This window comes from Streptomyces sp. NPDC093109 (assembly GCF_040701725.1).
Lineage (GTDB): Bacteria > Actinomycetota > Actinomycetes > Streptomycetales > Streptomycetaceae > Streptomyces.
The window spans coordinates 24,213-48,396 of sequence record NZ_JBFBEZ010000009.1; the positions used below are offsets into that span (position 1 = coordinate 24,213).

The 24,184-nt window shown below is 70.9% G+C and carries 24 protein-coding genes and 1 pseudogene; 7 read left to right on the plus strand and 18 right to left on the minus strand.

The window, feature by feature from the left end; all coding sequences use genetic code 11:
* Nucleotides 1-17 precede the first annotated feature (17 nt).
* The 7 genes from AB0389_RS11455 to AB0389_RS11485 all read right to left on the minus strand — a co-directional run bounded on the left by AB0389_RS11455 (nucleotide 18) and on the right by AB0389_RS11485 (nucleotide 5,661).
* Nucleotides 18-1,388 carry a GTP-binding protein gene (locus AB0389_RS11455; RefSeq protein WP_366395124.1) on the minus strand — a complete coding sequence of 457 codons (1,371 nt, stop codon included), beginning with the start codon at nucleotides 1,386-1,388 and terminating at the stop codon, nucleotides 18-20.
* Nucleotides 1,389-2,327, minus strand: coding sequence for a sulfate adenylyltransferase subunit CysD (gene cysD, locus AB0389_RS11460; protein ID WP_366395125.1), 939 nt, complete (start codon nucleotides 2,325-2,327; stop codon nucleotides 1,389-1,391).
* Complete coding sequence (gene cysC / locus AB0389_RS11465) at nucleotides 2,324-2,869, minus strand: adenylyl-sulfate kinase (RefSeq protein ID WP_366395126.1); 546 nt, start codon at nucleotides 2,867-2,869, stop codon at nucleotides 2,324-2,326. Before cysC ends, cysD begins: the two co-directional genes overlap by 4 nt.
* Before the next feature lie 23 nt (nucleotides 2,870-2,892).
* Nucleotides 2,893-3,591: a phosphoadenylyl-sulfate reductase gene (locus AB0389_RS11470; RefSeq protein ID WP_366395127.1), complete on the minus strand. Its 699-nt coding sequence runs from the start codon at nucleotides 3,589-3,591 to the stop codon at nucleotides 2,893-2,895.
* Nucleotides 3,588-3,764 carry a hypothetical protein gene (locus AB0389_RS11475; protein WP_366395128.1) on the minus strand — a complete coding sequence of 59 codons (177 nt, stop codon included), beginning with the start codon at nucleotides 3,762-3,764 and terminating at the stop codon, nucleotides 3,588-3,590. Before AB0389_RS11475 ends, AB0389_RS11470 begins: the two co-directional genes overlap by 4 nt.
* Complete coding sequence (locus AB0389_RS11480; protein WP_366395129.1) at nucleotides 3,761-5,458, minus strand: nitrite/sulfite reductase; 1,698 nt, start codon at nucleotides 5,456-5,458, stop codon at nucleotides 3,761-3,763. The genes AB0389_RS11475 and AB0389_RS11480 overlap by 4 nt, the downstream gene beginning before the upstream one ends.
* A 119-nt stretch (nucleotides 5,459-5,577) precedes the next feature.
* The gene (locus tag AB0389_RS11485) at nucleotides 5,578-5,661 is read right to left on the minus strand and encodes a putative leader peptide (protein ID WP_366395272.1); all 84 of its coding nucleotides are present in this window, start codon (nucleotides 5,659-5,661) and stop codon (nucleotides 5,578-5,580) included.
* A 178-nt stretch (nucleotides 5,662-5,839) separates the two neighbouring features.
* On the opposite strand from AB0389_RS11485, the gene AB0389_RS11490 reads away from it, so the two are divergent.
* Nucleotides 5,840-6,283: a VOC family protein gene (locus tag AB0389_RS11490; protein ID WP_366395130.1), complete on the plus strand. Its 444-nt coding sequence runs from the start codon at nucleotides 5,840-5,842 to the stop codon at nucleotides 6,281-6,283.
* Here the strand turns inward: AB0389_RS11490 and AB0389_RS11495 are convergent.
* The 4 genes from AB0389_RS11495 to AB0389_RS11510 form a co-directional block, all read right to left on the minus strand.
* On the minus strand, nucleotides 6,223-6,990 hold the full coding sequence (locus AB0389_RS11495; RefSeq protein WP_366395131.1) for a helix-turn-helix domain-containing protein: 768 nt from the start codon (nucleotides 6,988-6,990) through the stop codon (nucleotides 6,223-6,225). The two genes, AB0389_RS11490 and AB0389_RS11495, sit on opposite strands and share 61 nt — an antisense overlap.
* A gap of 21 nt (nucleotides 6,991-7,011) precedes the next feature.
* The gene (locus AB0389_RS11500; protein WP_366395132.1) at nucleotides 7,012-8,052 is read right to left on the minus strand and encodes a winged helix-turn-helix transcriptional regulator; all 1,041 of its coding nucleotides are present in this window, start codon (nucleotides 8,050-8,052) and stop codon (nucleotides 7,012-7,014) included.
* 316 nt (nucleotides 8,053-8,368) lie between these two features.
* On the minus strand, nucleotides 8,369-12,178 hold the full coding sequence (locus tag AB0389_RS11505) for a S8 family serine peptidase (protein WP_366395133.1): 3,810 nt from the start codon (nucleotides 12,176-12,178) through the stop codon (nucleotides 8,369-8,371).
* 177 nt (nucleotides 12,179-12,355) lie between these two features.
* Nucleotides 12,356-13,495, minus strand: a complete 1,140-nt coding sequence (locus AB0389_RS11510; RefSeq protein ID WP_366395134.1) for a YihY/virulence factor BrkB family protein — start codon at nucleotides 13,493-13,495, stop codon at nucleotides 12,356-12,358.
* A 17-nt stretch (nucleotides 13,496-13,512) separates the two neighbouring features.
* Here AB0389_RS11510 and AB0389_RS11515 point away from each other — a divergent pair, with 17 nt between their 5' ends.
* From AB0389_RS11515 to AB0389_RS11525, 3 genes are all read left to right on the plus strand, one after another.
* The gene (locus tag AB0389_RS11515; RefSeq protein WP_366395135.1) at nucleotides 13,513-15,147 is read left to right on the plus strand and encodes an acyl-CoA dehydrogenase family protein; all 1,635 of its coding nucleotides are present in this window, start codon (nucleotides 13,513-13,515) and stop codon (nucleotides 15,145-15,147) included.
* Nucleotides 15,148-15,370: 223 nt separating this feature from the next.
* The gene (locus AB0389_RS11520) at nucleotides 15,371-16,693 is read left to right on the plus strand and encodes a GAF domain-containing protein (protein ID WP_366395136.1); all 1,323 of its coding nucleotides are present in this window, start codon (nucleotides 15,371-15,373) and stop codon (nucleotides 16,691-16,693) included.
* A gap of 55 nt (nucleotides 16,694-16,748) precedes the next feature.
* Nucleotides 16,749-17,291, plus strand: coding sequence for a GNAT family N-acetyltransferase (locus AB0389_RS11525; protein ID WP_366395137.1), 543 nt, complete (start codon nucleotides 16,749-16,751; stop codon nucleotides 17,289-17,291).
* A 193-nt stretch (nucleotides 17,292-17,484) separates the two neighbouring features.
* On the opposite strand, the gene AB0389_RS11530 is transcribed toward AB0389_RS11525, so the two are convergent.
* Nucleotides 17,485-18,462 carry a hypothetical protein gene (locus AB0389_RS11530; protein ID WP_366395138.1) on the minus strand — a complete coding sequence of 326 codons (978 nt, stop codon included), beginning with the start codon at nucleotides 18,460-18,462 and terminating at the stop codon, nucleotides 17,485-17,487.
* A gap of 47 nt (nucleotides 18,463-18,509) precedes the next feature.
* On the opposite strand from AB0389_RS11530, the pseudogene AB0389_RS11535 reads away from it, so the two are divergent.
* Nucleotides 18,510-18,581 (plus strand): annotated as a pseudogene (locus AB0389_RS11535) (GNAT family N-acetyltransferase); the annotation flags it as partial.
* Nucleotides 18,582-18,592: 11 nt separating this feature from the next.
* On the opposite strand, the gene AB0389_RS11540 reads toward AB0389_RS11535, so the two are convergent.
* From AB0389_RS11540 to AB0389_RS11565, 6 genes are all read right to left on the minus strand, one after another.
* Nucleotides 18,593-19,132: a GNAT family N-acetyltransferase gene (locus AB0389_RS11540; protein ID WP_366395139.1), complete on the minus strand. Its 540-nt coding sequence runs from the start codon at nucleotides 19,130-19,132 to the stop codon at nucleotides 18,593-18,595.
* Nucleotides 19,133-19,229: 97 nt separating this feature from the next.
* Nucleotides 19,230-19,505: a hypothetical protein gene (locus AB0389_RS11545; RefSeq protein WP_366395140.1), complete on the minus strand. Its 276-nt coding sequence runs from the start codon at nucleotides 19,503-19,505 to the stop codon at nucleotides 19,230-19,232.
* Between the two features lie 61 nt (nucleotides 19,506-19,566).
* A complete protein-coding gene (locus tag AB0389_RS11550; protein WP_366395141.1) occupies nucleotides 19,567-20,031 on the minus strand; it encodes a hypothetical protein in 465 nt (154 codons plus the stop codon).
* 7 nt (nucleotides 20,032-20,038) lie between these two features.
* The gene (locus AB0389_RS11555; protein ID WP_366395142.1) at nucleotides 20,039-20,269 is read right to left on the minus strand and encodes a DUF397 domain-containing protein; all 231 of its coding nucleotides are present in this window, start codon (nucleotides 20,267-20,269) and stop codon (nucleotides 20,039-20,041) included.
* Complete coding sequence (locus AB0389_RS11560) at nucleotides 20,250-20,675, minus strand: DUF5753 domain-containing protein (RefSeq protein WP_366395143.1); 426 nt, start codon at nucleotides 20,673-20,675, stop codon at nucleotides 20,250-20,252. The genes AB0389_RS11555 and AB0389_RS11560 overlap by 20 nt, the downstream gene beginning before the upstream one ends.
* A 148-nt stretch (nucleotides 20,676-20,823) precedes the next feature.
* Entirely contained in the window at nucleotides 20,824-23,154 is a 2,331-nt protein-coding gene (locus AB0389_RS11565) for a spherulation-specific family 4 protein (protein ID WP_366395144.1), read from the minus strand.
* 332 nt (nucleotides 23,155-23,486) lie between these two features.
* Here AB0389_RS11565 and AB0389_RS11570 point away from each other — a divergent pair, with 332 nt between their 5' ends.
* Nucleotides 23,487-23,729 carry a tautomerase family protein gene (locus AB0389_RS11570; RefSeq protein WP_366395145.1) on the plus strand — a complete coding sequence of 81 codons (243 nt, stop codon included), beginning with the start codon at nucleotides 23,487-23,489 and terminating at the stop codon, nucleotides 23,727-23,729.
* A gap of 214 nt (nucleotides 23,730-23,943) precedes the next feature.
* The gene (locus tag AB0389_RS11575) at nucleotides 23,944-24,147 is read left to right on the plus strand and encodes a hypothetical protein (RefSeq protein ID WP_366395146.1); all 204 of its coding nucleotides are present in this window, start codon (nucleotides 23,944-23,946) and stop codon (nucleotides 24,145-24,147) included.
* Nucleotides 24,148-24,184 lie beyond the last annotated feature (37 nt).

Sequence of the window (24,184 nt, forward strand, 5' to 3'; positions counted from 1 at the left end):
GTACACACCGATGGCCATCAGAAGTCCCAGCCCTCGTCGTCGGCGGCCCGGGCGGGCGCCTCGTCGGGGGTGGCCGTGCCGTCGGTGAAGGCCGCGCCCGCCATGCCGGCGGTCAGCGTCGTCCCGTCGGCGGGGTCGATCAGCAGAAACGATCCGGTGCGCCGTGAGTCCGCGTACGCGTCGAGCGCCAGCGGCTCCGCCGTACGGACCACGACCCGGCCGATGTCATTGGCGACCAGCTGCCCCGGCGCCGGATGCTGGGACAGATCGTCCAGGGTGAGCCGGGACGGGATGTCCTTGACGATCGCCTTGACCGTGCGGGTGGTGTGCTTCAGCAGCACCCGCTGGCCCACGCTCAGCGGCCGGTCCGCGACATGGCAGACGGTCGCCTCGATGTCCTGGGTGGTCGCGGGCGCGTCACCCGACGGCACGATCAGATCGCCGCGCGAGACGTCGATGTCGTCGTCGAGGAGCACCGTGACGGACTGCGGCGTCCACGCCAGGTCGACGGGCGTGCCCAGCAGGTCGATGGCGGCGATCCGCGACGTACGGCCCGACGGCAGTACGGTCACGGCCTCGCCGACCCGGAGCGTACCGGCGGCGATCTGGCCCGCGTACCCCCGGTAGTCCGGGTGCTCGGCGCTCTGCGGCCGGATCACGTACTGCACGGGCAGCCGGGCGTGGCAGCCGGTCAGATCGTGGCTGACCGGGACCGTCTCCAGGTGCTCGAGGACGGTGGGGCCGCCGTACCAGTCCATGTGCGCGGACGGCTCCACGACATTGTCCCCGGCGAGCGCCGAGATCGGGATGGCGGTGATCTCGGGGACGCCGAGGGAGGCCGCGTACGCGGTGAACTCCTCGGCGATGGCGGCGAAGACCGGCTCCGCGTAGTCGACCAGGTCCATCTTGTTGACGGCGAGGACCACGTGCGGGACGCGCAGCAGCGCGGCCACGGCGGCGTGCCTGCGGGTCTGCTCGACGACCCCGTTGCGCGCGTCCACCAGGACGACGGCGAGTTCGGCGGTGGAGGCGCCGGTCACCATGTTCCGGGTGTACTGCACATGGCCCGGGGTGTCGGCCAGGATGAACCGCCGCTTCGGCGTGGCGAAGTAGCGGTACGCGACATCGATGGTGATGCCCTGCTCGCGCTCGGCCCGCAGCCCGTCCGTGAGCAGCGCCAGGTCGGGCGCCTCCTGGCCCCGGCTGAGCGAGGCGCGCTCGACGGCTTCGAGCTGGTCGGTCAGGACCGACTTCGAGTCGTGCAGCAGCCGGCCCACCAGCGTGGACTTGCCGTCGTCGACGGAGCCGGCGGTGGCGAAGCGCAGCAGCGTGGTCGTGGGGGTGTGCGGGTACTCGTGCTCGTGTGCGTGCTCGGTGAGGGTGGTCACTTAGAAGTACCCTTCGCGTTTGCGGTCTTCCATCGCCGCCTCGGACATCTTGTCGTCGGCGCGGGTGGCACCGCGCTCGGTGAGCCGGGAGGCGGCGATCTCGGTGATCACCGCGTCGAGGGTGGTGGCGTCGGAGTCGACGGCGCCCGTGCAGGACATGTCACCGACCGTGCGGTAGCGCACAAGACGCTTCTCGACGGGCTCGTCCTCCTTGGGACCGCCCCACTCGCCGGCGGTCAGCCACATCCCGGCGCGCCGGAACACCTCGCGCTCGTGGGCAAAGTAGATCTGCGGGAGTTCGATGCCCTCCCGCGCGATGTACTGCCAGACGTCCAGCTCGGTCCAGTTGGAGAGCGGGAAGACCCGGACATGCTCGCCGGGCGCGTGCCGGCCGTTGTACAGCTGCCACAGCTCGGGCCGCTGGCGGCGCGGGTCCCACTGGGAGAACTCGTCGCGCAGCGAGAAGACCCGCTCCTTGGCGCGCGCCTTCTCCTCGTCGCGCCGCCCGCCGCCGAAGACCGCGTCGAACCGCTCGGCCTGGATCTTCTCCGTCAGCGGCACGGTCTGGAGCGGATTGCGCGTCCCGTCGGGCCGCTCGCGCAGCTTCCCGGCGTCGATGTACTCCTGTACGGAGGCGATGTGCAGCCGCAGCCCGTGCCGGGCCACCGTACGGTCGCGGTACTCCAGCACCTCGGGGAAGTTGTGGCCGGTGTCCACATGGAGCAGGGTGAACGGCACCGGCGCGGGCGCGAACGCCTTCAGCGCCAGATGCAGCATGACGATGGAGTCCTTGCCGCCGGAGAAGAGGATCACCGGCCGCTCGAACTCACCCGCCACCTCACGGAAGATGTGCACCGCCTCCGACTCCAGCGAGTCGAGGTGGCTCAGCGCGTACGGGGCGTCCGTGCCCTCGGTGACGGTCGCTACGGTGGTGGTCACGCGAGACCCCTCTCGGTGAGCAGTGCGTGGAGCGCGTCGGCGGACTCCCCGACGGACTGGGTGTGCGACTCGATCCGCAGGTCGGGCGCGTCCGGGGCCTCGTAGGGGTCGTCCACCCCGGTCAGCCCGGAGAGTTCGCCGGCCGCCTGCTTGGCGTACAGCCCCTTCACATCCCGTACGGAGCACACCTCGACCGGGGTGGCCACATGGATCTCCAGATACGTGGTGCCCGCCGCGCCGTGGCGCTTCCGTACGGCCTCGCGGCTGTCGGCGTACGGCGCGATGACCGGCACCAGCGCCTTGACGCCGTTGGCCGCGAGCAGCCCGGCGACGAAGCCGATGCGCCCGACATTGGTGTGCCGGTCCGCGCGGCTGAAGCCGAGGCCCGCGGAGAGGAACTCCCGGATCTCGTCGCCGTCGAGGACCTCGACGCGGTGCCCTTCGGTACGGAGCCGGTCGGCCAGCGCGTTCGCGATCGTGGTCTTTCCGGCGCTGGGCAGACCGGTGAGCCAGACGGTGGCGCCCTGCTCCGTCACGTTCAAGGATTCCTCCTGATGATCCGTCATCAATGCAGCCCGCATTCGGTCTTGGACCGGCCCGCCCAGCGGCCGGCGCGCGCGTCCTCGCCGGCCAGCACCCGCCGGGTGCACGGCGCGCAGCCCACGGACGCGTAGCCGTCCGTCAGCAGCGGGTTGGTGAGGACGCCGTGCTCGGCGACGTACGCCTCGACGTCGTCCTGGGTCCAGCGGGCGATCGGCGAGACCTTGACCTTGCGGCGCCGCGCGTCCCAGCCGACGACCGGGGTGTTCGCCCGGGTGGGGGACTCGTCGCGGCGCAGCCCGGTGGCCCAGGCGTCGTAGCCGGTCAGGCCCTCTTCGAGGGGCTTGACCTTGCGCAGGGCGCAGCACAGGTCGGGGTCGCGGTCGTGCAGCTTCTGGCCGTACTCGGCGTCCTGCTCCGCGACGGTCTGCCGGGGGGTGAGCGTGATGAGCCGTACGTCCATCACGGCCTCCACGGCGTCCCGGGTGCCGATGGTCTCGGGGAAGTGGTAGCCGGTGTCGAGGAAGACCACGTCGACCCCGGGCCGTACCCGGGAGGCGAGATGGGCGACCACCGCGTCCTCCATCGAGGAGGTCACGCAGAACCTCGCGCCGAAGGTGTCCGTCGCCCAGGCGAGGATCTCCGGGGCGGTGGCCTCCTCCAGCTCGCGGCCCGCGCGCTCGGCGAGATCCTGGAAATCACCGGTCTCGGTCGGTGCCGTCATATCTCTTCCCCTCCATCACCCTGCCGGAGCCCCCGGGCGAGCAGCCCGAGGAACTTCAACTGGAAGGCCCGGTTGCATGCCGCGCATTCCCAGGCGCCGTGGCCCTGTTCGTGCGGACGCAGGTCCTCGTCGCCGCAGTAGGGGCAGTAGAAGGGGGCGGCGCGCTCGCTCATGACAGCGCCTCCTCGGTGGCGCGGGCGGCCCAGGTGGCGAAGCGCTCGCCGTCCTCGCGCTCCTTCTGGAAGCGGCCGAGGACCCGCTCGACGTAGTCGGGCAGCTCCTCGGACGTCACCTTCAGCCCGCGGACCTTGCGGCCGAAGCCGGCCTCAAGACCGAGCGCGCCGCCCAGGTGCACCTGGAAGCCCTCGACCTGGTTGCCGTCCTTGTCCAGCATCAGCTGGCCCTTGAGACCGATGTCCGCGGTCTGGATACGGGCGCAGGCGTTGGGGCAGCCGTTGATGTTGATGGTGATCGGCTCGTCGAACTCCGGGATCCGGCGCTCCAGTTCGTCGATCAGCGTGGCGCCGCGGAGCTTGGTCTCCACGATCGCCAGCTTGCAGAACTCGATACCGGTGCAGGCCATGGTGCCGCGGCGGAACGGGGACGGCTCGACCCGCAGGTCCAGCGCCTCAAGACCGGCGGTCAGCGACGCGACCTGGTCCTCGGTCACATCGAGCACGATCATCTTCTGCTCGGCGGTGGTACGCAGCCGGTCCGAGCCGTGTGCGGCGGCCAGCTCGGCGATCTTCGTCAGGGTGAGGCCGTCGACCCGGCCGACGCGCGGCGCGAAGCCGACGTAGAAGCGGCCGTCCTTCTGCCGGTGCACACCGACGTGGTCGCGCCAGCGGTGGACGGGCTGCTCGGGCGCCGGGCCGTCGATCAGCTTGCGCTCCAGGTACTCGTCCTCCAGGATCCGGCGGAACTTCTCCGCGCCCCAGTCGGCGAGCAGGAACTTCAGCCGGGCGCGGGTACGCAGCCGGCGGTAGCCGTAGTCGCGGAAGATCGAGATGACCCCGGTGTAGATGTCCGGCACCTCGTCCAGCGGCACCCACGCGCCGAGGCGCTGGCCGATCTTGGGGTTGGTGGAGAGCCCGCCGCCCACCCAGAGATCGAAGCCGGGGCCGTGCTCGGGGTGGTTCACCCCGACGAACGCGATGTCGTTGATCTCGTGCGCCACGTCCAGCGACGGCGATCCGGAGATGGCCGACTTGAACTTGCGCGGCAGGTTGGAGAAGTCGGGGTTGCCGATGATCCGGCGCTGGATCTCGTCGATGGCGGGGGAGCCGTCGATGATCTCGTCCTCGGCGATGCCGGCGACGGGCGAACCGAGGATCACGCGGGGTGTGTCGCCGCACGCCTCGGTGGTGGAGAGCCCGACCTCTTCGAGGCGACGCCAGATCTCCGGCACGTCCTCGATGCGGATCCAGTGGTACTGGATGTTCTGCCGGTCGGTGAGGTCGGCGGTGCCGCGCGCGAACTCCTGCGAGATCTCGCCGATGACGCGCAGCTGCCCGCTGGTCAGCCGGCCGCCGTCGATCCGTACCCGCAGCATGAAGTACTCGTCGTCCAGCTCCTCCGGCTCCAGCACGGCGGTCTTCCCGCCGTCGATCCCGGGCTTGCGCTGGGTGTACAGCCCCCACCAGCGCATCCGGCCGCGGAGATCGTTGGGGTCGATCGAGTCGAACCCCGCCTTGGAGTAGATCGTCTCGATCCGCGCCCGGACGTTGAGCCCGTCGTCGTCCTTCTTGAACTGCTCGTTGCCGTTGAGCGGAGTGAAGTGCCCCACGGCCCACTGGCCCTCACCGCGGTGACGGCTCACCTTGCGGCGCGGGCTGGGGGCTGACGGGCTATCCGGGGTGGCGGCCATGGCGGATACGTCCTTCGGACATGCGGGAGGGCGGCTCTGAACCGCACACTCGCACGAAGGGCGTGGCGGTGCGCGGCAAGGAACAGAGATTCGAGGAAATCGCGGCGGTGCTGGGACTCTCAGCCCGCCGGACAGATGGCGCTGGACATGCGGCAGAGATCGACGTGCCGTCGACTCACCAAGGCGATTCCAGCTGTAGACATGTGGGAAGCGTGGCACGCAGATCTCGGGACAGTCCACTGTCTTCCACTATATGGACGTACTCGTCTCGCCTGGCGAGACGCTGTGGTGTTTTTCACGGCCGGCGGGGGTTTGGCCGTACGCCTGCTCCACGTCCGATTCCTTCAAGACCGGATCCGGGGGCCTCCCTACGGTGGACACATGACCACCGCACCACGTACCCCCGCACCCCTGACCCCCGCCTCCGTCCCCGTCCCGAGGCTCGACGCGCTCGGCCTGATCGTCGCCGACATGGCCGCCTCGCTCGCCTTCTACCGCCTCCTCGGCCTGGACCTCCCGGCGGAGGCGGACACCGCGCCGCACGCCGAGGCCACCCTGCCCGGCGGGCTCCGGGTCCTGTTCGACACCGAGGAGACCGTACGGTCCTACGATCCCGGTTGGACACGGCCCGCGGGCGGCGGCGGGCGGATCGGGCTCGCCTTCCTCTGCGCCGGACCCGCCGAGGTCGACGCCACGCACCACGCGCTGGTCGCGGCCGGGTACCGGAGCCACCTCGAACCGTGGGACGCCGTCTGGGGACAGCGCTACGCGGTCGTGCTCGACCCGGACGGCTGCGAGGTCTCGCTCTTCGCCAGCGCCGCGTAACCGCCGAGGGTCAGCCCGGCCAGCTCGCGCACCTCACGGGCGAGGTGCGCCTGGTCGGCGCAGCCCGTGCCGAGCGCGGCGTCGGCGTACGGCACACCGTCCCGTACGAGGGCCAGCGCGCGCTGGAGCCGCAGGATCCGCGCCAGCGTCTTCGGCCCGTAGCCGAAGGCGTCCAGCGAGCGGCGGTGCAGCTGCCGGGCGCTCAGCCCGACCGCGTCGGCGGTCCCGGCGACCGTACGGCCCGCTCCGAGCCCGCCGACCACGGCCCGCAGCAGCGGATCGGGCGGCGGCGCCCCGGCGGCCAGCTCCAGGGCGAGAGCCTCCAGGGCGCCCGCCGGGTCGCCGCCCGGGTCACCGCCCAGGTCGCGGGCCCCGGCCACCCGGGCGGCGAGCCGGCGCACCCGGGCCGCCGGCCACAGGTCGGCCAGCTCCACCCGCCGGTCGCGCAGCTCGTGCGCAGGGACGCCCAGCAGCGCGGGCGCCGTCCCGGGCGCGAAGCGCACCCCGGCGCAGTACACGCCGGCGATCCCCTCGGGGGCGTACGCGCGGGTGTCGGGCCCGGCGACGAGCAGCCGGCCGCCGATCCAGAGCAGATCCATACAGCCGTCGGGCAGCACCGGGTACGCGTCGGACGCGCCGCCGCCGGCCACCGGCGGCCGGGTCCAGACGACCGCGCCGCCGAGCCGTGACACCCGTTCCGCGTACATACGCTCCAGCCTACGGACCCGCTACATCCAGCCGCGCCGGGCGGCCTGCCAGGCCAGCTGCATCCGGGTGGTCGCGCCCGCCAGCGCCATCATCCGCTGGATACGGCGCTGCACCGTGCGCCGGCTGAGGCCCAGCTGACTGGCGACGGCCTTGTCCGTGACGCCGGCGACCAGGAGGGACAGCAGCCGGCGGTCCGTCTCGGTCAGCTGCCGGCCGTGGCCGGTGCCGGCCGTGCTGCCATCGGCGCCGCCCTCCAAGCCGCCGTCCATGCCGCCCTCCATGCCGCCGTCCGTACCGACGTCCAGCGGAACGGCGTCCTCCCAGTACCGCTCGAACAGGGCGACCAGCGCGTCGAGCAGACTGCTGCCGCGGACCAGGGCCGTCGTGGGCTCCTCGGAGCTGCCCGAGGGGCCGCCGGGGACCAGCGGGCAGATCGCGATGGACCGGTCGGCGACCGCCAGCCGCAGCGGCAGGTGCGGGACCGCCCGCGCCACCTCCCCGGCGCGCACACCGGCCACCACGTTGTCGACGGCACCCGGGTCGTCGAAGAACTCCCGCTCGTACAGGACGCGGTAGCGCACGCCCCGGGCGAGGGCGTCGAACTCGGCCTCGTTGCTGCCCGACCGCATCGCGACGTACTGCGCCTTGCAGAACCAGAGCATCTCGTGCCGGGCGCTGTTCTGGATCTGCCGCAGATGCTGGCGCAGCGCCTCGGCCCCGGTGATGACCTCGATGAGCTGGTCGGGATCCCGGCGGCGCCGGGTGCGGTGGTAGGTCTCCAGCAGATCGGTGACCGCCGTACGGGCCCGGTCCAGGGCGTCGGACTCCTGTTGCAGCCGGGGGAGCAGCGCGACGTCCGGCGGGGTGGCGGCGAAGCCGCCCGGCAGCTCGCGCGTTCCGCTGGCGAGCCCCTTGGCCACGAGCGCCGTCAGGGCGTGTCCGGTCTGCGCCGGGGTCAGGCCGGCCCGGTCCGCGATCTCCCGCGCCGGTGCCGTCGGTACGGCGACGAGATACCGGTAGACGGTCTCCTCCGCCGTGGTCAGACCCGCTGCCTCAAGCATGGTGGTTCCCTTTCCCGCGGGCGGCCCGTTCTCCTGCGGGCACCCCGCGCCGCCGCGCCCATGCGCGCGGCCGGGCCTCCGGACGGCGGCCGGTCCCCTGTCGGGAGCCGCCGTACGAGAGCCCGTGACTCTGTGCCGTCGGCGTGCGGGGCGACGGCACGGAGTGTGTCCGGCGTGGGCAACCGCACTATACGCCCGGCTCACGGTGCCCGGGTCACGGTGGGTCGCGCGGTGCGCGGGAAAAAGGTGGATACGGAAGTATCTGTCAACTTCCGTATCCACCAAGGCGGTTACTCGCGGCAACGGACGGTGGGGGCTACCTCCCGTGCCAGGGGGCGGGGAGGGCCGCGCCGATCCGGTAGGCGCGTTCGACCGTCTGCCGCACCGTGTTGCCCGCCGCGTCCCGGGCCGTGACCCGCAGGGTCACCAACGCGCCCTTTCCGCGCGGCCGTTCGACGGGAGCGGTGAAGCGGTTGTGGCCCAGGGGCCGGGCGCTCCGCGGTTTCGTCCAGGTCTTCCCGCCGTTGAAGGAGAACTCGGTGCGGACGGTGACGCCCTTCGGCGCGGCCAGACCGTCCTGGTGACGGACCGTCACTTCCATCCGCTGCCCGCGCCGGAGAGCGACCGTGTTGCCCGCACCGGCGTACACGTCGTAGTCGAGCTGGAGCAGGGGCAGCGGGGTGGCCGACGCCGTGGTGTCCGAGCGGAAGGACCACGAGGTCGACGTCCGGGTGCCGTACGTCCACGCGGCCGATCCGGACCCGCGGGCCGTGGAGAGATCGAGGCGGAAGTCGGCCTTCCCCGGCGCGACCGGGAGGTCGGTCCAGGCGTTCGCGGCGACAGCGGTCCGCTTCCCGTTCCGGTAGAGGGCGGCGGAGCCGGTGTCCGTGCCGCTGGACCGTTCGTAGTGGCCCGCCCCGGAGTCGGTGAACCCGGGGACGCGCAGCGAGAGCGTGTTCCCCGACCGTACGGACGCGAGCCCGGCGCCGCGCGGGATCGAGGGACGGGTCACCGCGCCGAACCACCGCTCGTCGGCCCGCCGGCCGGGCGCGTACGTCCGTACCGTCTCCCGCATGCCCGTCATCAGCGGCGCGTCGATGTCCACGGCGGGCTCGTGGCTCACCACGTGCTGCCACTGGGTGTCGCCGGAGCTGACGTACTCGGCGCGGAGCGTGCCGGTCTGGACGAACCGGTTGTACTGGTTCCAGAAGAAGTCCTGGTACGGACGGCGGCCGAAGCGCTGCTCGCTCGCCCAGGACGTTCCCCCGGTGCGGGCGTACGTGGTCCGCACCTCGGCGCTGTTGCGCTCCGAGACGGTGTGGACGACCCGCTCCGGAATCCGCCCGGCGGAGACCTGCATCACGTCGTACAGATAAGGGCTGTTCGCGGTACCGGAGAAGTCGACCGCGGTCGTCCGCCGGTGGGCACGGGCCAGCAGTTCGGCGCCCTTTGACGCGGTCACCCGGACGACCGGGATCGCGGTGCGCTCCCCGGTGGGCCGCCACCGCGACCACGCGTACCCGTCGTCCGCGACGATCATCAGCGCGGCGGCGCCCGACGCGGCGGCGGCGCGGGCCGTGTCACGGTGGTTGTCGCCCTCGTCCCGGACGACCGCGAGCTTTCCGCGCACCCGGGACGGCCGGAAGTCGGGGGCGGAGCCGCCCCCGGCGTCGACGGCGGTCAGCCGGGCCCCTGACGCGGCGAACAGCCGCGAATCGGCCAGATAGTAGGGGTTGAGCCCGTCCGCCGTGCCGGAGATCCGCGCCTCCAGCAGCGGTGCGACGAGCTGCCACCGCGAGGCGTACTCGAAAGTGCCCTCGGTGACCCGGTCGGTGGGGCTGACGTAGAGGCGCTTGGCCAGGTCGAAGTACATCGTGCCCTGGATCAGGCCGCGCCCGTCCAGCTTCCGGTAGGTCTGGTAGCTGACGATGCCGCGCTGTTCGGCGGGGCGCGGGGTGCGGATCTCCACCTCGGTGGTCCTGCGGGCGTCGAGGGTGACGGTCATGTCCTTGGCGACCTTCACCTCCGGCAGGACGACCTCGCGCAGCTCCTCACCGTCCTGGGCGCTGCTGAGTTCGGTGTGGCTGAGCTGGTACGTGCCTTCCTCGACCTCGGCGACCGCAGGATCCGTACCGGTGTAGGTGACAAAGCCGTCCGGGCCCCAGATCGTCGGCAGCGCGCCGACCGGACGGCCCTCGTGGTCGAGGGTGCGGACGGTGAGCCGGTGGATCCGGCCCCGTACCGATACGCCCACGGTGGTGTGGACGGCCGCGCCGCCGGTGGTGGGGGTCGCGGTGACATACCCGTAGTAGTCGCCGCGCACCGCCACCGACGGGTCGGCGCGCAGCGGCACCTCGGCCGTGGCGCCCGGGGCGATCCGGACCGTGTCGGCGCCGAGCCGTATCCCGCCGGCCGTGAGCTCCCGGCCGCCGGCGGTGGCGAGGCGTACCGCCAGGCGCAGGGTGAGCGCGGACGCGGTGTGGTTGGTGTAGCGGACGGTGGTCTCGGTGGGAACGGAGGCGGCGGGGGAACCCGCCGTGAAGGGGCCGAGCGAGCGGGTGCCGGTCGCGGTCACCGGCCCGTTGACGGCGGCCGGCAGATCGACCCGGCCGCCGCCCTGCTCGGTGGGCCGCAGGCCCGGCGCCGTACGGGCGGTGCTGATGAGGGTGTCCTTGAGCCGTTCGGCGGTCCACTCCGGGTGCCGCTGCGCGAGCAGGGCCGCGGCTCCGGCCACATGCGGCGCGGCCATCGAGGTGCCGGAGGCGGCGACGTAGTACGGGTCCACGGCCTCGCCCATCGTCGTACCCGAGGCGCGGGCGGCCACGATGCCGGTACCGGGGGCGGTGAGGTCCGGTTTCACCGCGCGGTCACCGGTACGGGGGCCCCGGCTGGAGAACGCGGCGAGCGAGTCGTCGCGGTCGACGGCGCCCACGGTGAGCGCCGCGTCGGCCACGCCGGGGGAGCCCACGGTGAGGTCGCCCAGCGCGCCGTTGTTCCCGGCGGACACCACGAACAAGGCGCCGCTGGTGCGGGTCAGTTCGTCGAGTGCGAGGCTCATCGGGTCGGTGCCGTCGCTCGCTTCGTCCGAGCCCAGGCTCATATTGATCACCTTGGCGCCCGCGGCGGCGGCCCACTCCATTCCGGCGATCACGTCCGACTCGCTGCCGTAACCGTCGTCGCCGAGCACCTTGCCGATCATCAGCTCGGCCTGGGGCGCCACGCCCGCGCGCTTGCCGCCGGAGGCCGCGCCGGTGCCGCCGACCGTCGCGGCGACATGGGTGCCGTGTCCGAACGCGTCATGGGTGCCCGAGCTGCCGGAGAAGTCCTCGGCCCGCGCGATCCGCCCCGCCAGATCGGGGTGGGCGGCGTCGGCCCCGGTGTCGAGGACGGCCACCTTGACGCCCCGGCCCCGGTAGCCGGCCTGCCACACGGCGGGCGCGCCGATCTGCGTCGTACTGCGGTCCAGACTGGGGCTCACCCGTCCGTCCAGCCAGACCTTCGAGGCGCCCGCCGTACGGAGGGCCGAGCCGCCGGAGCCGTCCGGGCCGCCGGCCGGGACGAGCTTCTTCCAGAAGCCGCCGAGATCGTCGCCGGCGATGCGCAGCGACCGGGCGTGGATGCTGTCCAGCGCGCGGGATCCGGCCGGGTCGCCGGCCGCCGCCCGCAGCGCGTCGAGGGAGGAGCCCGGGGCGTTCCCGGCGGCGGAGGTGACGATCAGCGGGAGGGCGTCGGTGCGGGCCTCGTCGTACCCCTGGTCGAGCAGCCCGGTCACATCGAAGAGCCGCCGGTCGAGCGTGCCCGTGGCGAGCGGCCCGAGGGCGTCGGAGGGCAGGACGCTCAGTCTCCCGCCCTCCTCGACGGTCCGGAAGACGACGTCGGCGCGGCCGGGGCCCGGCCGTACGGACGCGGTCCGCTGCCCGTCCGGGCCGGTGCCGACCACCACCCGGTCACCGGTGATCAGCCGTACCGTGGCACTGGCACTGGCACTGGCACTGGCACTGGCCTTGGACGTGGTCCCGGTGGACACGGTCCCGGTATCGGCCCCGGCCCCGGCCGCCGGAGTCACAGCGCCCGCGGCCAGCAGCGACGCGGTCGCCACCGCCGCCGCCAGACGGATACATCTCATCGTTTCAAGACCCTTCGTTCAGCGGACGCTTGAACGAAACCATCCGGCAGCGCCGGAAGGGATGTCACTGATTTCGGCTGTCGCTCTTGCGACTTGTCCCAAGAGCGACAGCCGGAACGAGAGCGCGAACGAGAGCGCGAAGGAGAGCCCGAACGAGAGCGCGGGCGGCGGTACCGCCTACCCCTTGTCCCGGCCGTTCGTGCGGTACTTCACCCGCGACTTCACATCGTCGGGCGGCAGGAACCGGGACCAGCGCTCGGGGAACTCCGAGGGCATGTCGGGGTCCGTCACATCGTCGTCCTGCGGACCGTCCGGAGCCTCCTCCGTGACCGTCGAGCGGGCCACCAGCTCCGCCGCGTGGGCGGCGCGCTGCCGGTCCTTGGCCGCGCGCGCCGCCGCCGTGGCGACCGACGGCCAGACCCGGTCGATGGCGGCGTTGACGGCGGCGCCCACCAGGACCGCGAAGGCGGAGACCCCTATCCACAGCAGCACCGCGATCGGCGCGGCGAGGGAGCCGTAGATGGTGGGGCCCTCGACGGTGCTGGTCAGGTAGATGCGGAGCAGGAAGCTGCCGAGCACCCACATGCCGAGCGCGATGAGCGCGCCGGGCACGTCCTCCACCCACGGGGACCTGGCCGGCACGGACACGTGGTAGAGCGTGGTGAGGAAGGCGATGGAGAGCAGGGTCACCACCGGCCAGTACAGGACGCTGATCACCTCCGTGCCCCACGGGATCACCTCGGCGACCCGGTCGGGGCCGACCACCGCGAGCGGCAGGACCACCGCGCCGATCAGCAGCGCCACGATGTAGAGCAGGAAGGAGAGCAGCCGGGTGGCGACGATGCCGCGCCGGCCGTCGAGCCCGTACATCACCGTGATGGTGTCGACGAAGACATTGACCGCGCGGGAGCCCGACCAGAGGGCGATGGCGAAGCCGAGGGAGATCACGTCGGGCCGGCCGCCGTGGGTGATGTCCTCCAGCAGCGGCTTGGCGATCTGGTTGACGCCCCGGTCGGAGAGGACCGTGCCGACGGCCGTGAGGATGTTCTTCTCGAACGAGGCGACCGTGGCCGTACTCGTCCAGTCGTCCACGTAACCCAGCAGCCCGATCAGTCCGAGCAGCAGCGGCGGCAGCGAGAGCAGCGTGAAGAACGCGGCCTCGGCCGCGAGCCCGAGGATCCGGTACTCCATGCACGAGTTGACCGTGTCCTTGAGCAGCAGCCATGCCATCTTCCGCTTGGAGACGTTGCGGTAGAGGACTCGGGCCCGGTGGAGTCGACCCGCTGGCCGCTCGGGTGTTTCTTTTGCTGCCTGCACCTCCTTACCGTATCCGTATGGCAGCCAGCACCCACACAGTGACCAATCAGGTTCCGCCCCTGGTCGGATACGACGTTTTCGGTACGGACCGGGTCCTTTCCGAGGGCGTGGCGCGGCACGCCGAGCCCGGGCTGCTCGACGGGATCCGTACGGAGCTGACCGCGCTGGGCCGCGCCGCGGGCTCCGCCGAGGTCCAGGAGTGGGGCCGGCGCGCCAATGAGCATCCCCCGCTGCTGCGCACGCACGACCGGTACGGGAACCGGATCGACGAGGTCGAGTTCCACCCCGACTGGCACCGGCTGCTGGGCGGCGCGGTCGGGGCCGGGCTGACCGACGCGTGGGGCCGGCCCGCCGGACACCTGCGCCGCGCGGCCGGGTTTTTCGTCTGGACGCAGGCCGAGGCGGGCAACGGCTGCCCGGTGTCGATGACCCACGCCGCGGTGCCCGCGCTGCGCGCCGAGCCCGCGCTCGCGGCCGAGTGGGAGCCCCGGCTCACCTCGCACCGGTACGAGCCGGGGCTGCGGCCCGCGGACCGGAAGGCCGGCGCGCTCCTCGGGATGGGCATGACCGAGAAGCAGGGCGGCAGCGACATCCGCGCCAACACGACGGAGGCGGCGCCGCTGGACGCGGCCGGCGAGTATCTGCTGACGGGGCACAAGTGGTTCTGCTCCGCACCCATGTGCGACGGCTTCCTGGTGCTGGCCCAGGCCCCGGGCGGGCTGACGTGTTTCCTCGTACCGCGCGTGCTGGAGGACGGAACGCGCAACGTCTTCCGTATCCAGCGGCTCAAGGACAAGCTCGGCAACCGGTCCAACGCGTCGGCCGAGGTGGAGTTCGACGGGACCTGGGCGCGCCGGGTCGGCGAGGAGGGGCGCGGGGTGCGCGTCATCATCGGCATGGTGTCCGCCACCCGCCTCGACTGCGTCCTGGGGTCGGCCGCGCTGATGCGGCAGGCGGTGGCGCAGGCGGTCCACCACGCCACGTACCGGCGGGCGTTCGGCGCCGAGCTGATCGACCAGCCGCTGATGCGCAACGTACTGGCCGATCTCGCCCTGGAGTCGGAGGCGGCGACCACGCTGGCGCTGCGGCTGGCGGCGGCGTACGACGCGGACACCGAGCAGGAGCGCGCGCTGCTGCGGCTCGCGGTGCCCGCCGCCAAGTACTGGGTGACCAAGCGGTGCACACCGCTGGTCGCCGAGGCGCTGGAGTGCCTGGGCGGCAACGGGTACGTGGAGGAGTCGGGCCTGCCGAGGCTGCTGCGCGAGTCGCCGCTCAACTCGATCTGGGAGGGCTCGGGCAACGTACAGGCGCTGGACGTGCTGCGCGCGCTCCAGCGGGAGCCGGCCGCGCTGAACGCCTTCCTCCAGGAGGTGGGCGCGGCGCGCGGCGCCGACCACCGGCTGGACAACGCGATCAAGGGGCTGCTGACTGAGCTGGCCGATCTGAGCGGGATCGAGGCGCGCGCCCGGCGGCTGGTGGAGCGCATGGCGCTGGTGCTCCAGGGCTCACTGCTGGTGCGGTGGGCGCCGCCGGAGGTCGCGGACGCGTTCTGCGCGTCGAGGCTGGGCGGGGACTGGGGCGCGGCCTTCGGCACGCTGCCGCACACGCTGGACCTGGCGGCGGTGGTGGACCGGGCGCGGCCGACGGCCTGAGGGGCCGGCATGCCGACCGGCCGACGGGCTGAGGGGCCGACGGGCCGAGGGGCCGGGCTTCCCGCCCGCACCGTCAGAGGTGGTGTCGCGCCGACACGGCACCACCTCTGACTGACTGTCACTTTCTTTCACCTGTCCGCGGTTTACCAGAGTTGCAAGCCGTTGCAGAAGAACCGTTGCAGAAGAAGAACCGTTACAGCGCAGCCGTTCACAGGGGAACACCATGGGGGACACCATGAAGGACGCACCACCGAGAAAGCCGGCTCCGCCACTCGACCTCGCGACGCTCATGGCGATGGACCACGCGCAGGCCGGCCGGCTGCTGCACCAGGTACGGGACGCCGCGCTCGCCGGCGAGCCCCCACCGGTGGCACCCAGACCGGTGATCGACGCGTCGTGGCGGCGGATGCTCAGCCTGGGACTCGACCCGGACCGGCCCACCGGCGGCGACACGGTGCTGGAGCCGGACGAGCTGGAGCACCGGCGCCGCTCCTCCGCGCTCGGCGAGACGATGCGCACCCTCAGCGAGTCGCTCGGCGGGATCATCGACGCCTCGCGCCAGATCCTGGTCGTCAGCGACGACGAGGGCCGGGTGCTGTGGCGCGAGGGCAGCCTCGCGGTGCTGCGCCGGGCGGACGGCATCCGGCTGGAGGAGGGCGCGGCCTGGGCGGAGCAGGTGACGGGGACCAACGCCATCGGTACGGCGCTGGCCGTACGGAGGCCGGTACAGGTCCACTCGGCCGAACACTTCGCGCACGCGCTGGGCCAGTGGACCTGCGCGGCGGCCCCCGTACACGATCCGCGCGACGGGCGGCTGCTGGGCGTGGTCGATGTGAGCGGCCCGGCGCGCGGCTTCCATCCGACGACGCTGGCGCTGGTCAGTACGGTCGCGCGGCTCGCCGAGGCGGAGATGCGCGAGCGCCACGGCCGGGCGGTCGACCGGCTCCGCTCGGTGGCGGCGCCGATCATGTGCCGGCTGGGCGGGCGCGCGCTCGCGGTCGACACGCACGGCTGGACGGCGGCCGTCACGGGCATGGCGCCGGTGGACCGGCTGCCGCTGCCGAAACCCTTACGCGCCGGCCGGGTGTGGCATCCGTCGCTGGGCATGTGCACGGTCGAGCCGCTGCCGGGCGGCTGGCTGCTCAGGGTGGACACGGAGCGCAGGCCGGGCGAGACCCCGAGCCGGGTCGTACTGGACCTGAGCCGCCCCCGGCGCTGGTCGGTGGTGGTGTCGGGCTCGGCGGGCAGCTGGACCCAGGAGCTGACCCCGCGCCACGCGGAGCTGCTCTGCGTCCTGGCCCTGCACCGGGACGGCCGCAGCGCGGCGGAGCTGGCCGCCGACGTCTTCGGCGATCCGACCCGCACGGTGACGGTACGGGCCGAGATGTCCCGGGTCCGGCGCCATCTGGCGGGCGTGCTGGCGCACCGGCCGTACCGCTTCAGCGAGGAGGTCGAGGTGGAGGTGGTCACCCCGCCCGACCCGGCGGACCTGCTGCCGCACTCGACGGCCCCGGCGGTCCTGGCGGCAAGGCGACGGCCCCGCTGACCTGTTCCCCGTACCCGGCTTGGAGGACGAACCGGACACATGTTCTCCTGACCGTATGACCATCACTGTGACCACCTGGTCCCTGGAGCAGACCTCGCCCGCCGACCTGCGCCCCGCCGCCCAGGCCCCGGACGGAGTCCGGATCGTCCGGGCCGAGGTGCCCTCACCGGAGTTCAGCCGCTACCTGTACGCGTCGGTCGGCGCGGACATCGCCTGGACCGACCGGCTGCCGTGGACGGCCGAGCGCTGGCGCGAGACGGTCTCCCGGCCGGGCACCGAGACCTGGGTGGCCTACGAGCAGGGCACCCCGGCCGGCTACGTGGAGCTGGAGGCGCAAGACGACGCCACGGTCGAGATCGTCTACTTCGGCCTGCTCCCCGACTTCCGTGGCCGCCGCATCGGAGGCCACCTCCTCTCCTACGGCACGGCCCGCGCCTGGGACCTCGCCGACCGCCACCCGGACCTGCCCCCGACCAAGCGCGTCTGGCTCCACACCTGCTCCAAGGACGGCCCGCACGCGATGGACAACTACCTCCGCCGCGGCTTCCGCCTCTTCGACACGAAGACGGAGGACGAGCCGGAGCCGACCGGGCTGTAGCCCGATCGCAGGTTGTGTGGACGCCGCTGGTGCCGTAGAACTGCTGCGCGAGTGAACCACTGATGAAGTGTCGAAAGCGTATGAACGGTTACCGAAACCGAGGTCCGGTTGTTGCCCCTTCGGTAGATTGCCGAACTCGGCCCCCTGCGACCGGCATAGTCACGCTGAACCCTCCGTCATGGCCGTCCACCGTTCAGATCCTCGTCGGCTCCTCCCATCGGGCAACAATCTCCCCACCCGGACCGGGCACCACTGCCCGATACGGCGACGCATCCTCGTCGGGCCACGTGAAGACACCCAGTTCGCCACCTGGTGGAAGCTCGGACGCATCCGGAATGGGAACACCCTCGCCGCAGGTAATTGTCCTCAGCGCTCCACCCTCGACGCCTGCGATCGGGCGGGAGAAGATCACGACAAGAGAGTCATCCATCGCCGAGCCGACCGCCTGATGGAGATCGCCACGCGCGACCCACTGAATCTCAGGGCTGAAGAACACGGTGACCAAGGATTGCGGCACCACTGACGCGGCGACAGGCGCGAGGTCGCCGTTCTCGACGAGATGCCACCGATATCCATAGCGCCCCTGCGCCCAGCGCTCCAGGACAACCGCCATGGACGGCACACGGTCGATCCCGGCAGCCACTTCCTCCCAGAACCCATGGTCCGCAGGCCGGGAGACAAGAGCCGTCCACTCGTCGTCGTACCTCCAGGACTGCACTCTCACCGTGTGCAGCCCCAGCCGCTCAACCCTCGCGAGAGAGCCCACCGCTTCTGAGTCGATATCCGCCGAGAGGTAGAAGTCCGTCTCGACCGCAATGCTCAAAAGGTCTCCATACTCCAACGAGCACGAGATTGAACCATGCCTGAGCATTTCCCTCACCAGACGCAGGGTCGTCGCTACATCGATTACCTTGCCGTCGTACACGGAGCCAAGCCACGGTGGTGCGGGTTCGTTGAGGATAATATTCCGCATTTCAAACCCGTCCGCACCCACCGCGTCCGCCAGGGCCGCCACCGCCGAGGCGTAGAGGTCCTCGGTCCGGAGGTATTCCTCAACGGTCAGCACCCGACCGTCAAAGGATCTGCCGATATCTCCATGTGAAGTCCAGTCATCAACCTCACCAGCACGCCTGGCTTCGTCATACTTTGAAATAAGAAAGCTGACAGTCACGGTCGAATCCTAAATGAAGGCGATTATTTTTCTCCCGCCGGAGGTTTCCGCACGCGATGGACAACTATCTCCGCCGCGGCTTCCGCCTCTTCGACACGAAGACGGAGGACGAGCCGGAGCCGACCTCGACTCAACTGGACGGTGTGACCGGGGACCACATACCGAGCCACTGCTCGGCGCCCCACGCCTCGAACCGCTCCACCTCGGTGAACCCCAGCTTCGCCGCCAGACGCATTGAGCTGACGTTGGCGGTCTGGGTGGCGAGCACCACCGGCTCACCGGGAAGCGCGCCGGCGAGCCAGCCGAGTGCAGCCGCGCACGCCTCGGCTGCGTACCCGAATCCCCACGCCCGCGGCAGGAACAGATAGCCGAGATCGACTTTCCCGGCGGCAGCCGGGCGATGGCGCCCGGTCGCTCTCCTGAGCAGGATCTGGCCGATCATCGCCCCGTCGAGATCAACGACAAAGCTCCCGGGCCGCCGTTCGGGTGCCCCGGACATCTCGTGCTCGAGCTCGTTACGCGACTGAGGGCCGCCGAGGTAGGTGTGCACCTCTGGAGAGGCGAGCAACTCGATGAACGCCGCACGGTCCTGGGCTTCGGGCTCGCGGAGCACGAGCCGCTCGGTCCTGATCGGCTCGGGAGGCCAAGCCGCGGGTCCCAGATCTTCCATCCGCACACGCTAACAGGTGGTCAAACCAACCGAACGGGAAGCTGACCGACGCCCGATGATGCGGGGGGCCGACCGGTGAGGACGCTGAACAAGGGCTTCAGAAGGGAACAACCAGCCCGGCTTCCCGCAATCCGATCAACGCCCTGCCCATGCACTCGGCGGCCGACGCCCCATCGGCTCTCATTCCACCATCCAGGGGCCCACCAGAGGCTGTAAATGTCCAAGGGGGCTGACCGTCACGCATACGCTCCGAGTCGACCCGGATCATGGCGTCCAGACCCTGCTCGCCGAGCCATTCGAGGATGAGCAGCGTCGCGTCCTCGACGCGGCTCTCCAGATCCACCACGGGCCGCCGCTCGATTCCCTTCGCCATGGCCACAACCCTACTGAGGGGCTGGACTGGCCCTGTCGCCCGCTTGCGGAGTTGCCGCCGGTCACTGAAGTTCCGCGTCGACGGTTGACGTTGACGTCTTGGCGTCGGCCACGCTGAACCATCCGGGACGTACCTCGGCCAGCAGGGGTTTCAGCGATTCCACAGCGGTCCGCAGGTCTTGATCCGTGGGGTCGTGAGGCTCAGGCAGACTCCGCCCGTAGCAACGCAGCCGCCAGAGGTCGAAGATCTCCGTTCCGTCAGCCGCGAAGTCCACGTCGATCTCGGCGCCGTTCGGACTGGTGAAAAGGCAGCCTGCTCCGTGGACGCTGTAGTGGTAGGTGCCGATTTCACCGCTCCGGCTGATCCGCTGTGAACGGACCAGGCCGAGCACGTCCGCCAACTGTTCCAGCGAGGCGACCGCCGCCCTCATCGCCTTTCCAACGGCGTTGAGCGCGTCAATGTAACCGACCACAAGGTCCCGCGCCGCTGTGGCCTGCGGCTCTTCCGCAGCCGGAGCCTGTCCCATACCGTTCTCAGGCCGGAGGGAGGGTGCCGGCGGGGAGGGCCGGGACGAAGGCGGACCAGGCGGCGCCGGAGGTGTCGGCGGCGGGGAGGGTGCGGTCCTTGGTGTCGCGGAAGACGATGGCTGTGGTGGCAGGGATGGGGGCGACTTCGACACACCTGCCGTCGCCGGCAGTGTAGGAACTCGTGCGCCAGGCCACCCCCGTGAGGTCGACGGCGTACTCATTGGCCGACTTGATCATTGCCCATCTCTTTCTCGATGTCTTCGATCAGCTTCCGGCTATCGTCCTCCGAGAGGTCGGCCCGCGACAAGCCGGTAAACAGGCGGCTCAAGCGCTTGAGGACTAGCGGATCATCCCGGTAGACAGCAGTGTTCTCCGCCGAGTCGGTGAAGGCGACGTCCGCTTCGGAGCCTCTGGCCAGACCTGAGCTGAACAGGACGAATGCCCCTGTGGTGAGCCCCCTTTCACCCGCGAGGAAGGGGATGACTCGGAGTCGGATGTTGTCCGATGCGGAGACGTCAAGCAGATGCATCAACTGTCCACGCATGACATCGGCACCACCGACGCGCATGCGCAGCGCTGCCTCAACGAGCACAACGTCGAGGATCAACGGCTCGCTTTCGTGAAGCCGTTCCTGTCGGCGCATCCTCACCTCGACGAGACCCTCTGCGCCGTCCTGTGGGTTGCCGCGGTGGCTGTCGTCATGGCCCGTCGGTGAGGGGGGAACGGATGCGGCCCGTACGTCACGTGAACGTACGGGCCGCCGTGCCAACTGAGCCGAGGGGCCGGCTACTTCACTTGGATGTGTAGACGTTGGTCAGGGGGCCGTAGCCCTCGCCCTGGAAGCTGACGTAATCGGAGGAGCCGGCCGCGTCGGAGGCTTTGACCGTCCAGGAGTAGGTGTAGCCGTTGATGGTCGGTGGCACATAGGCGACCGGGTTCCACGACCACTGTCCGGAGGTGGCTCCGGCGTAGGACAGCAGGGTGCTGTTCTCGATGACCCAGGTGCCGCAGAACGGGTTGGCCGGCGAGTCGGTGGCGATGAGCCAGCAGCTCGCGGGGGTGACGGTCGGGCTGACGTACACGCGGTGGAAGGAGTACGGGACGAGGAAGTCCGCCGAGTACGTGATGTTGCCGCCGGAGCGGGTGACCTTGGCGTTGGTGACGGTCTTTCCGCCGGTCAGGGTCAGTGTTTTCGCGCTGACCGTGTTGGACGTCGGTGCCACGGTCCCGTAGAAGTTCTGGGCGACCACGCTCAGTGTGTAGGTGTTCCCGCCGGGGTTGAGCCCGCCGATCGTCGTTGTGTGGAACCTTCCGGGCAGGGAGGCCACGGTATTGCCGTTGAGCACGATGTAGTACCGGGCGATACCGGTGGTCGACCTCGTCCAGGAGAGGGAGACGGAGGTGTAGTCGACCTTGGTGACGGTCAGGTTCGTGGCCGGCTGGATCGCGGGACCGGGCGTGTCCGAGTACGGTGCCGGGGGCGCGATGATCGGTACGCCGCCGGTCACCGCGTTCTGGTGCGCCTCCCAGTAGGCCCCCGACGGCAGTGTGTCGTACGGGTTGGGCAGCACGTCATCGGTGATCTGGATGTAGCCGGCGCCGCGCTCCTTGGAGGTGGCGGCGACCCGGGCGACCTCGGAGGCGGGGACGTCGTAGATGATGTGCCAGATCTTCGACGGGTCCGCCGGCGTCCAGTCGAGGGGCTTGTAGTTGAGCGCGGCGTTGGAGTTCCGGCCGTAGTAGGCGGCGTAGTCGCTCTCGTACGTCATGAGGACGTCCGCCGTGTCCTCGTAGCACTGCGGCACGACGGTGCCCGGGTTGAGGACGGTCATCGCCCCGGGGTGGCGGGTCTTCGCGTACCGGTTGATCTCCTCGTAGAAGTTCGCGTAGTCGTTGTCGATCCCGCAGACGTTGTAGCCCTCGTCGAAGAAGATCCCGCCGATCGCGTCGCCGTACAGCTCGTACCAGGTGTCGACGTCCTGCTCGATCTGCGCGATCCAGTCGGCCGCGCTGGTCGATCCCAGCCGGGTGGGGATGTCGGTCCGGCCCAGGTATCCGGTGGGAACGTACCCGAGGACCCGCTTGCCCGACGCGTGACCGCGGTTGATCACATCGGCCCAGGCGGTGTTGCGTTTCGAGTCGGGACCGTTCAGGACGTTCGCGACCATCACACTCACCTTGTCCGAGCGTGCGCCGATCAGCCGGTTCCAGGCCGCCGGGTCGGCTCCCGGGTGGATGTACGACGCGATCGCGACCATCTGGCTGCTGCCGGCGCTGCTGCCCCAGTCCGCCATGGCCTCGTCGAGGAGCTCCTCCAGCTCGATCAGGATCCCGGAGGTCTCCTCGGCGGCCTCGGCGAGCGGGGTGCCGAAGCGGGAGCCGATCCACGGCACCTTGGACGCCAGCCACGTACCGAGCTTCTTGAACGCCTCGGGGAGATATTCCTTGGCGAACCCGACGAAGTACTTCTCCCACAGGTAACCCAGGGCCATTCCGGCGAGTGTGGCGAGGACGATGTCACGCCACGCCGTCGCGGTGTTGAGGTCCTTGTCGACTGCGTGGGTGATGACACTCGCGAAGAAGCCGGCCGAGGCGCCGCCCAGGGGAGTGCAGATGAGCGGGATGGTCGCCGCGCCCACGCCGCTGGAGGTCAGGCCACCGATGCACACCATCCTGAGCCCGTATCCCGCCAGGCCGCCGACCACCATCGCGCCGAACTTCGTCCACCAGCTCGCGGAGGTCTGTATTTCGGAGGCCGGGACGGTGAGCGTCATGGACGAACCGTCGGAGGTCGCCGCCAGCGAACCCTTGAAGTCCACCCAGTCCGCGTCGTCGTAATTGCTCTTGGTCACCGGGTTGTCGGTCATCGACTGCTTGAGCGAGGCGCTCAGGCTGCCGGCCTTGCTGATCTCGGCCTGGATCTCGGGCACGGTCCGCCGTATGACGGCGGGATCCACGCCGAGCTCCGCCGCGCTGAGGGAGAGGGTGAAGTCCTCGGCCGCCGCTGCCGCTTGTGCGGGCGGCGCGGTGACGGCCACCCCTGTCAGCAGGGCCAGGGACAGCACGACGACCAGCGTGCGGCACCATCGGACCACACCGTCGATTCCATAAGCTCTTCGCACGTACCTGCCTCACTGTCGGAGAACGCCGTCGGCCTTTCTACGGGAGGGAGCAGACGGCGGGGGTGGCAGTCGAAGGACCGGTCATGGCGGGTGGGTTAACAGTGCGAGGTCGTCGAACGCGGCTTCCGTTGAGGCCAAGTCCTTTGCTGGGCCCTGCCGTTCCGATTTTCGGAAGGTTCTTTGCGCGTCGGCTGCGGGCCGAGCGGGAACGGTTCGGGAACCGGGGCGTGGACAGTGGCGGACACTCCGGGCCGGCACTCCGCGCCCGGCCCGCAGTCGCGGCGGGCGGGCCCAGGCGCGTCCACCGCGACACGTTCACAAGGAGCGTCAACATGCCTTTGATCACGGTCGATTGGTGGCAGGGGAACGACCGGGAACGCCGGGCGGATCTGGTGTCCGAGCTGGCCGCCACCGCCTCCCGGGTGACCGGCTGTCCGCTCGACGAGGTGACCGTCATCGTGCGGGACTGCGAGCCCGGCCGCGCCTCAGGAGGGCCTGAGGGCCGGGTCGGGATCGGCCGCCGGGACGTGGCCGGTTACGGAGAGATGGGGATGGGGCAGGGAAGTCCCTGGTGATGCCGGCTGTTGTACCGATGCCTCCGGTGGTGCCGCCACGGTTCGGCGTGGGCCGGCCCGCTGTCCCGGGGGCTTCGGCGGTGTGTCACGGACCGTCGTTCCCGGGCGGCCGGTGGGTGCCGGGGGGAACCGAGCGGTAACGAGTCCGGACTCGTTCGGGAACGACTACCGCCAGGTTGATGCCTGTCGCAGTCACTCACCGAGGAGACACCAGATGAGCATCACGTGGTACAAGACGGCCGGCATTCTCTCCGCGGTGGCGCTGGCGGCGTCGGCGGGGATCGGGGCGGCTTCCGACGGGGGCCACCTGACCGTACGCGGCCAGGCCGCGGTGTACGGGGTCCTCGGTTCCGGCGAGGGCCCGGCGAGCGTCGTACTGAGCCCCGGCTCGGGCGAGGGCCCGGCCTTCGCGGGCTGAGCCGGGTGCCGAGCCGATGCCGAGCCGATGCCGAGCC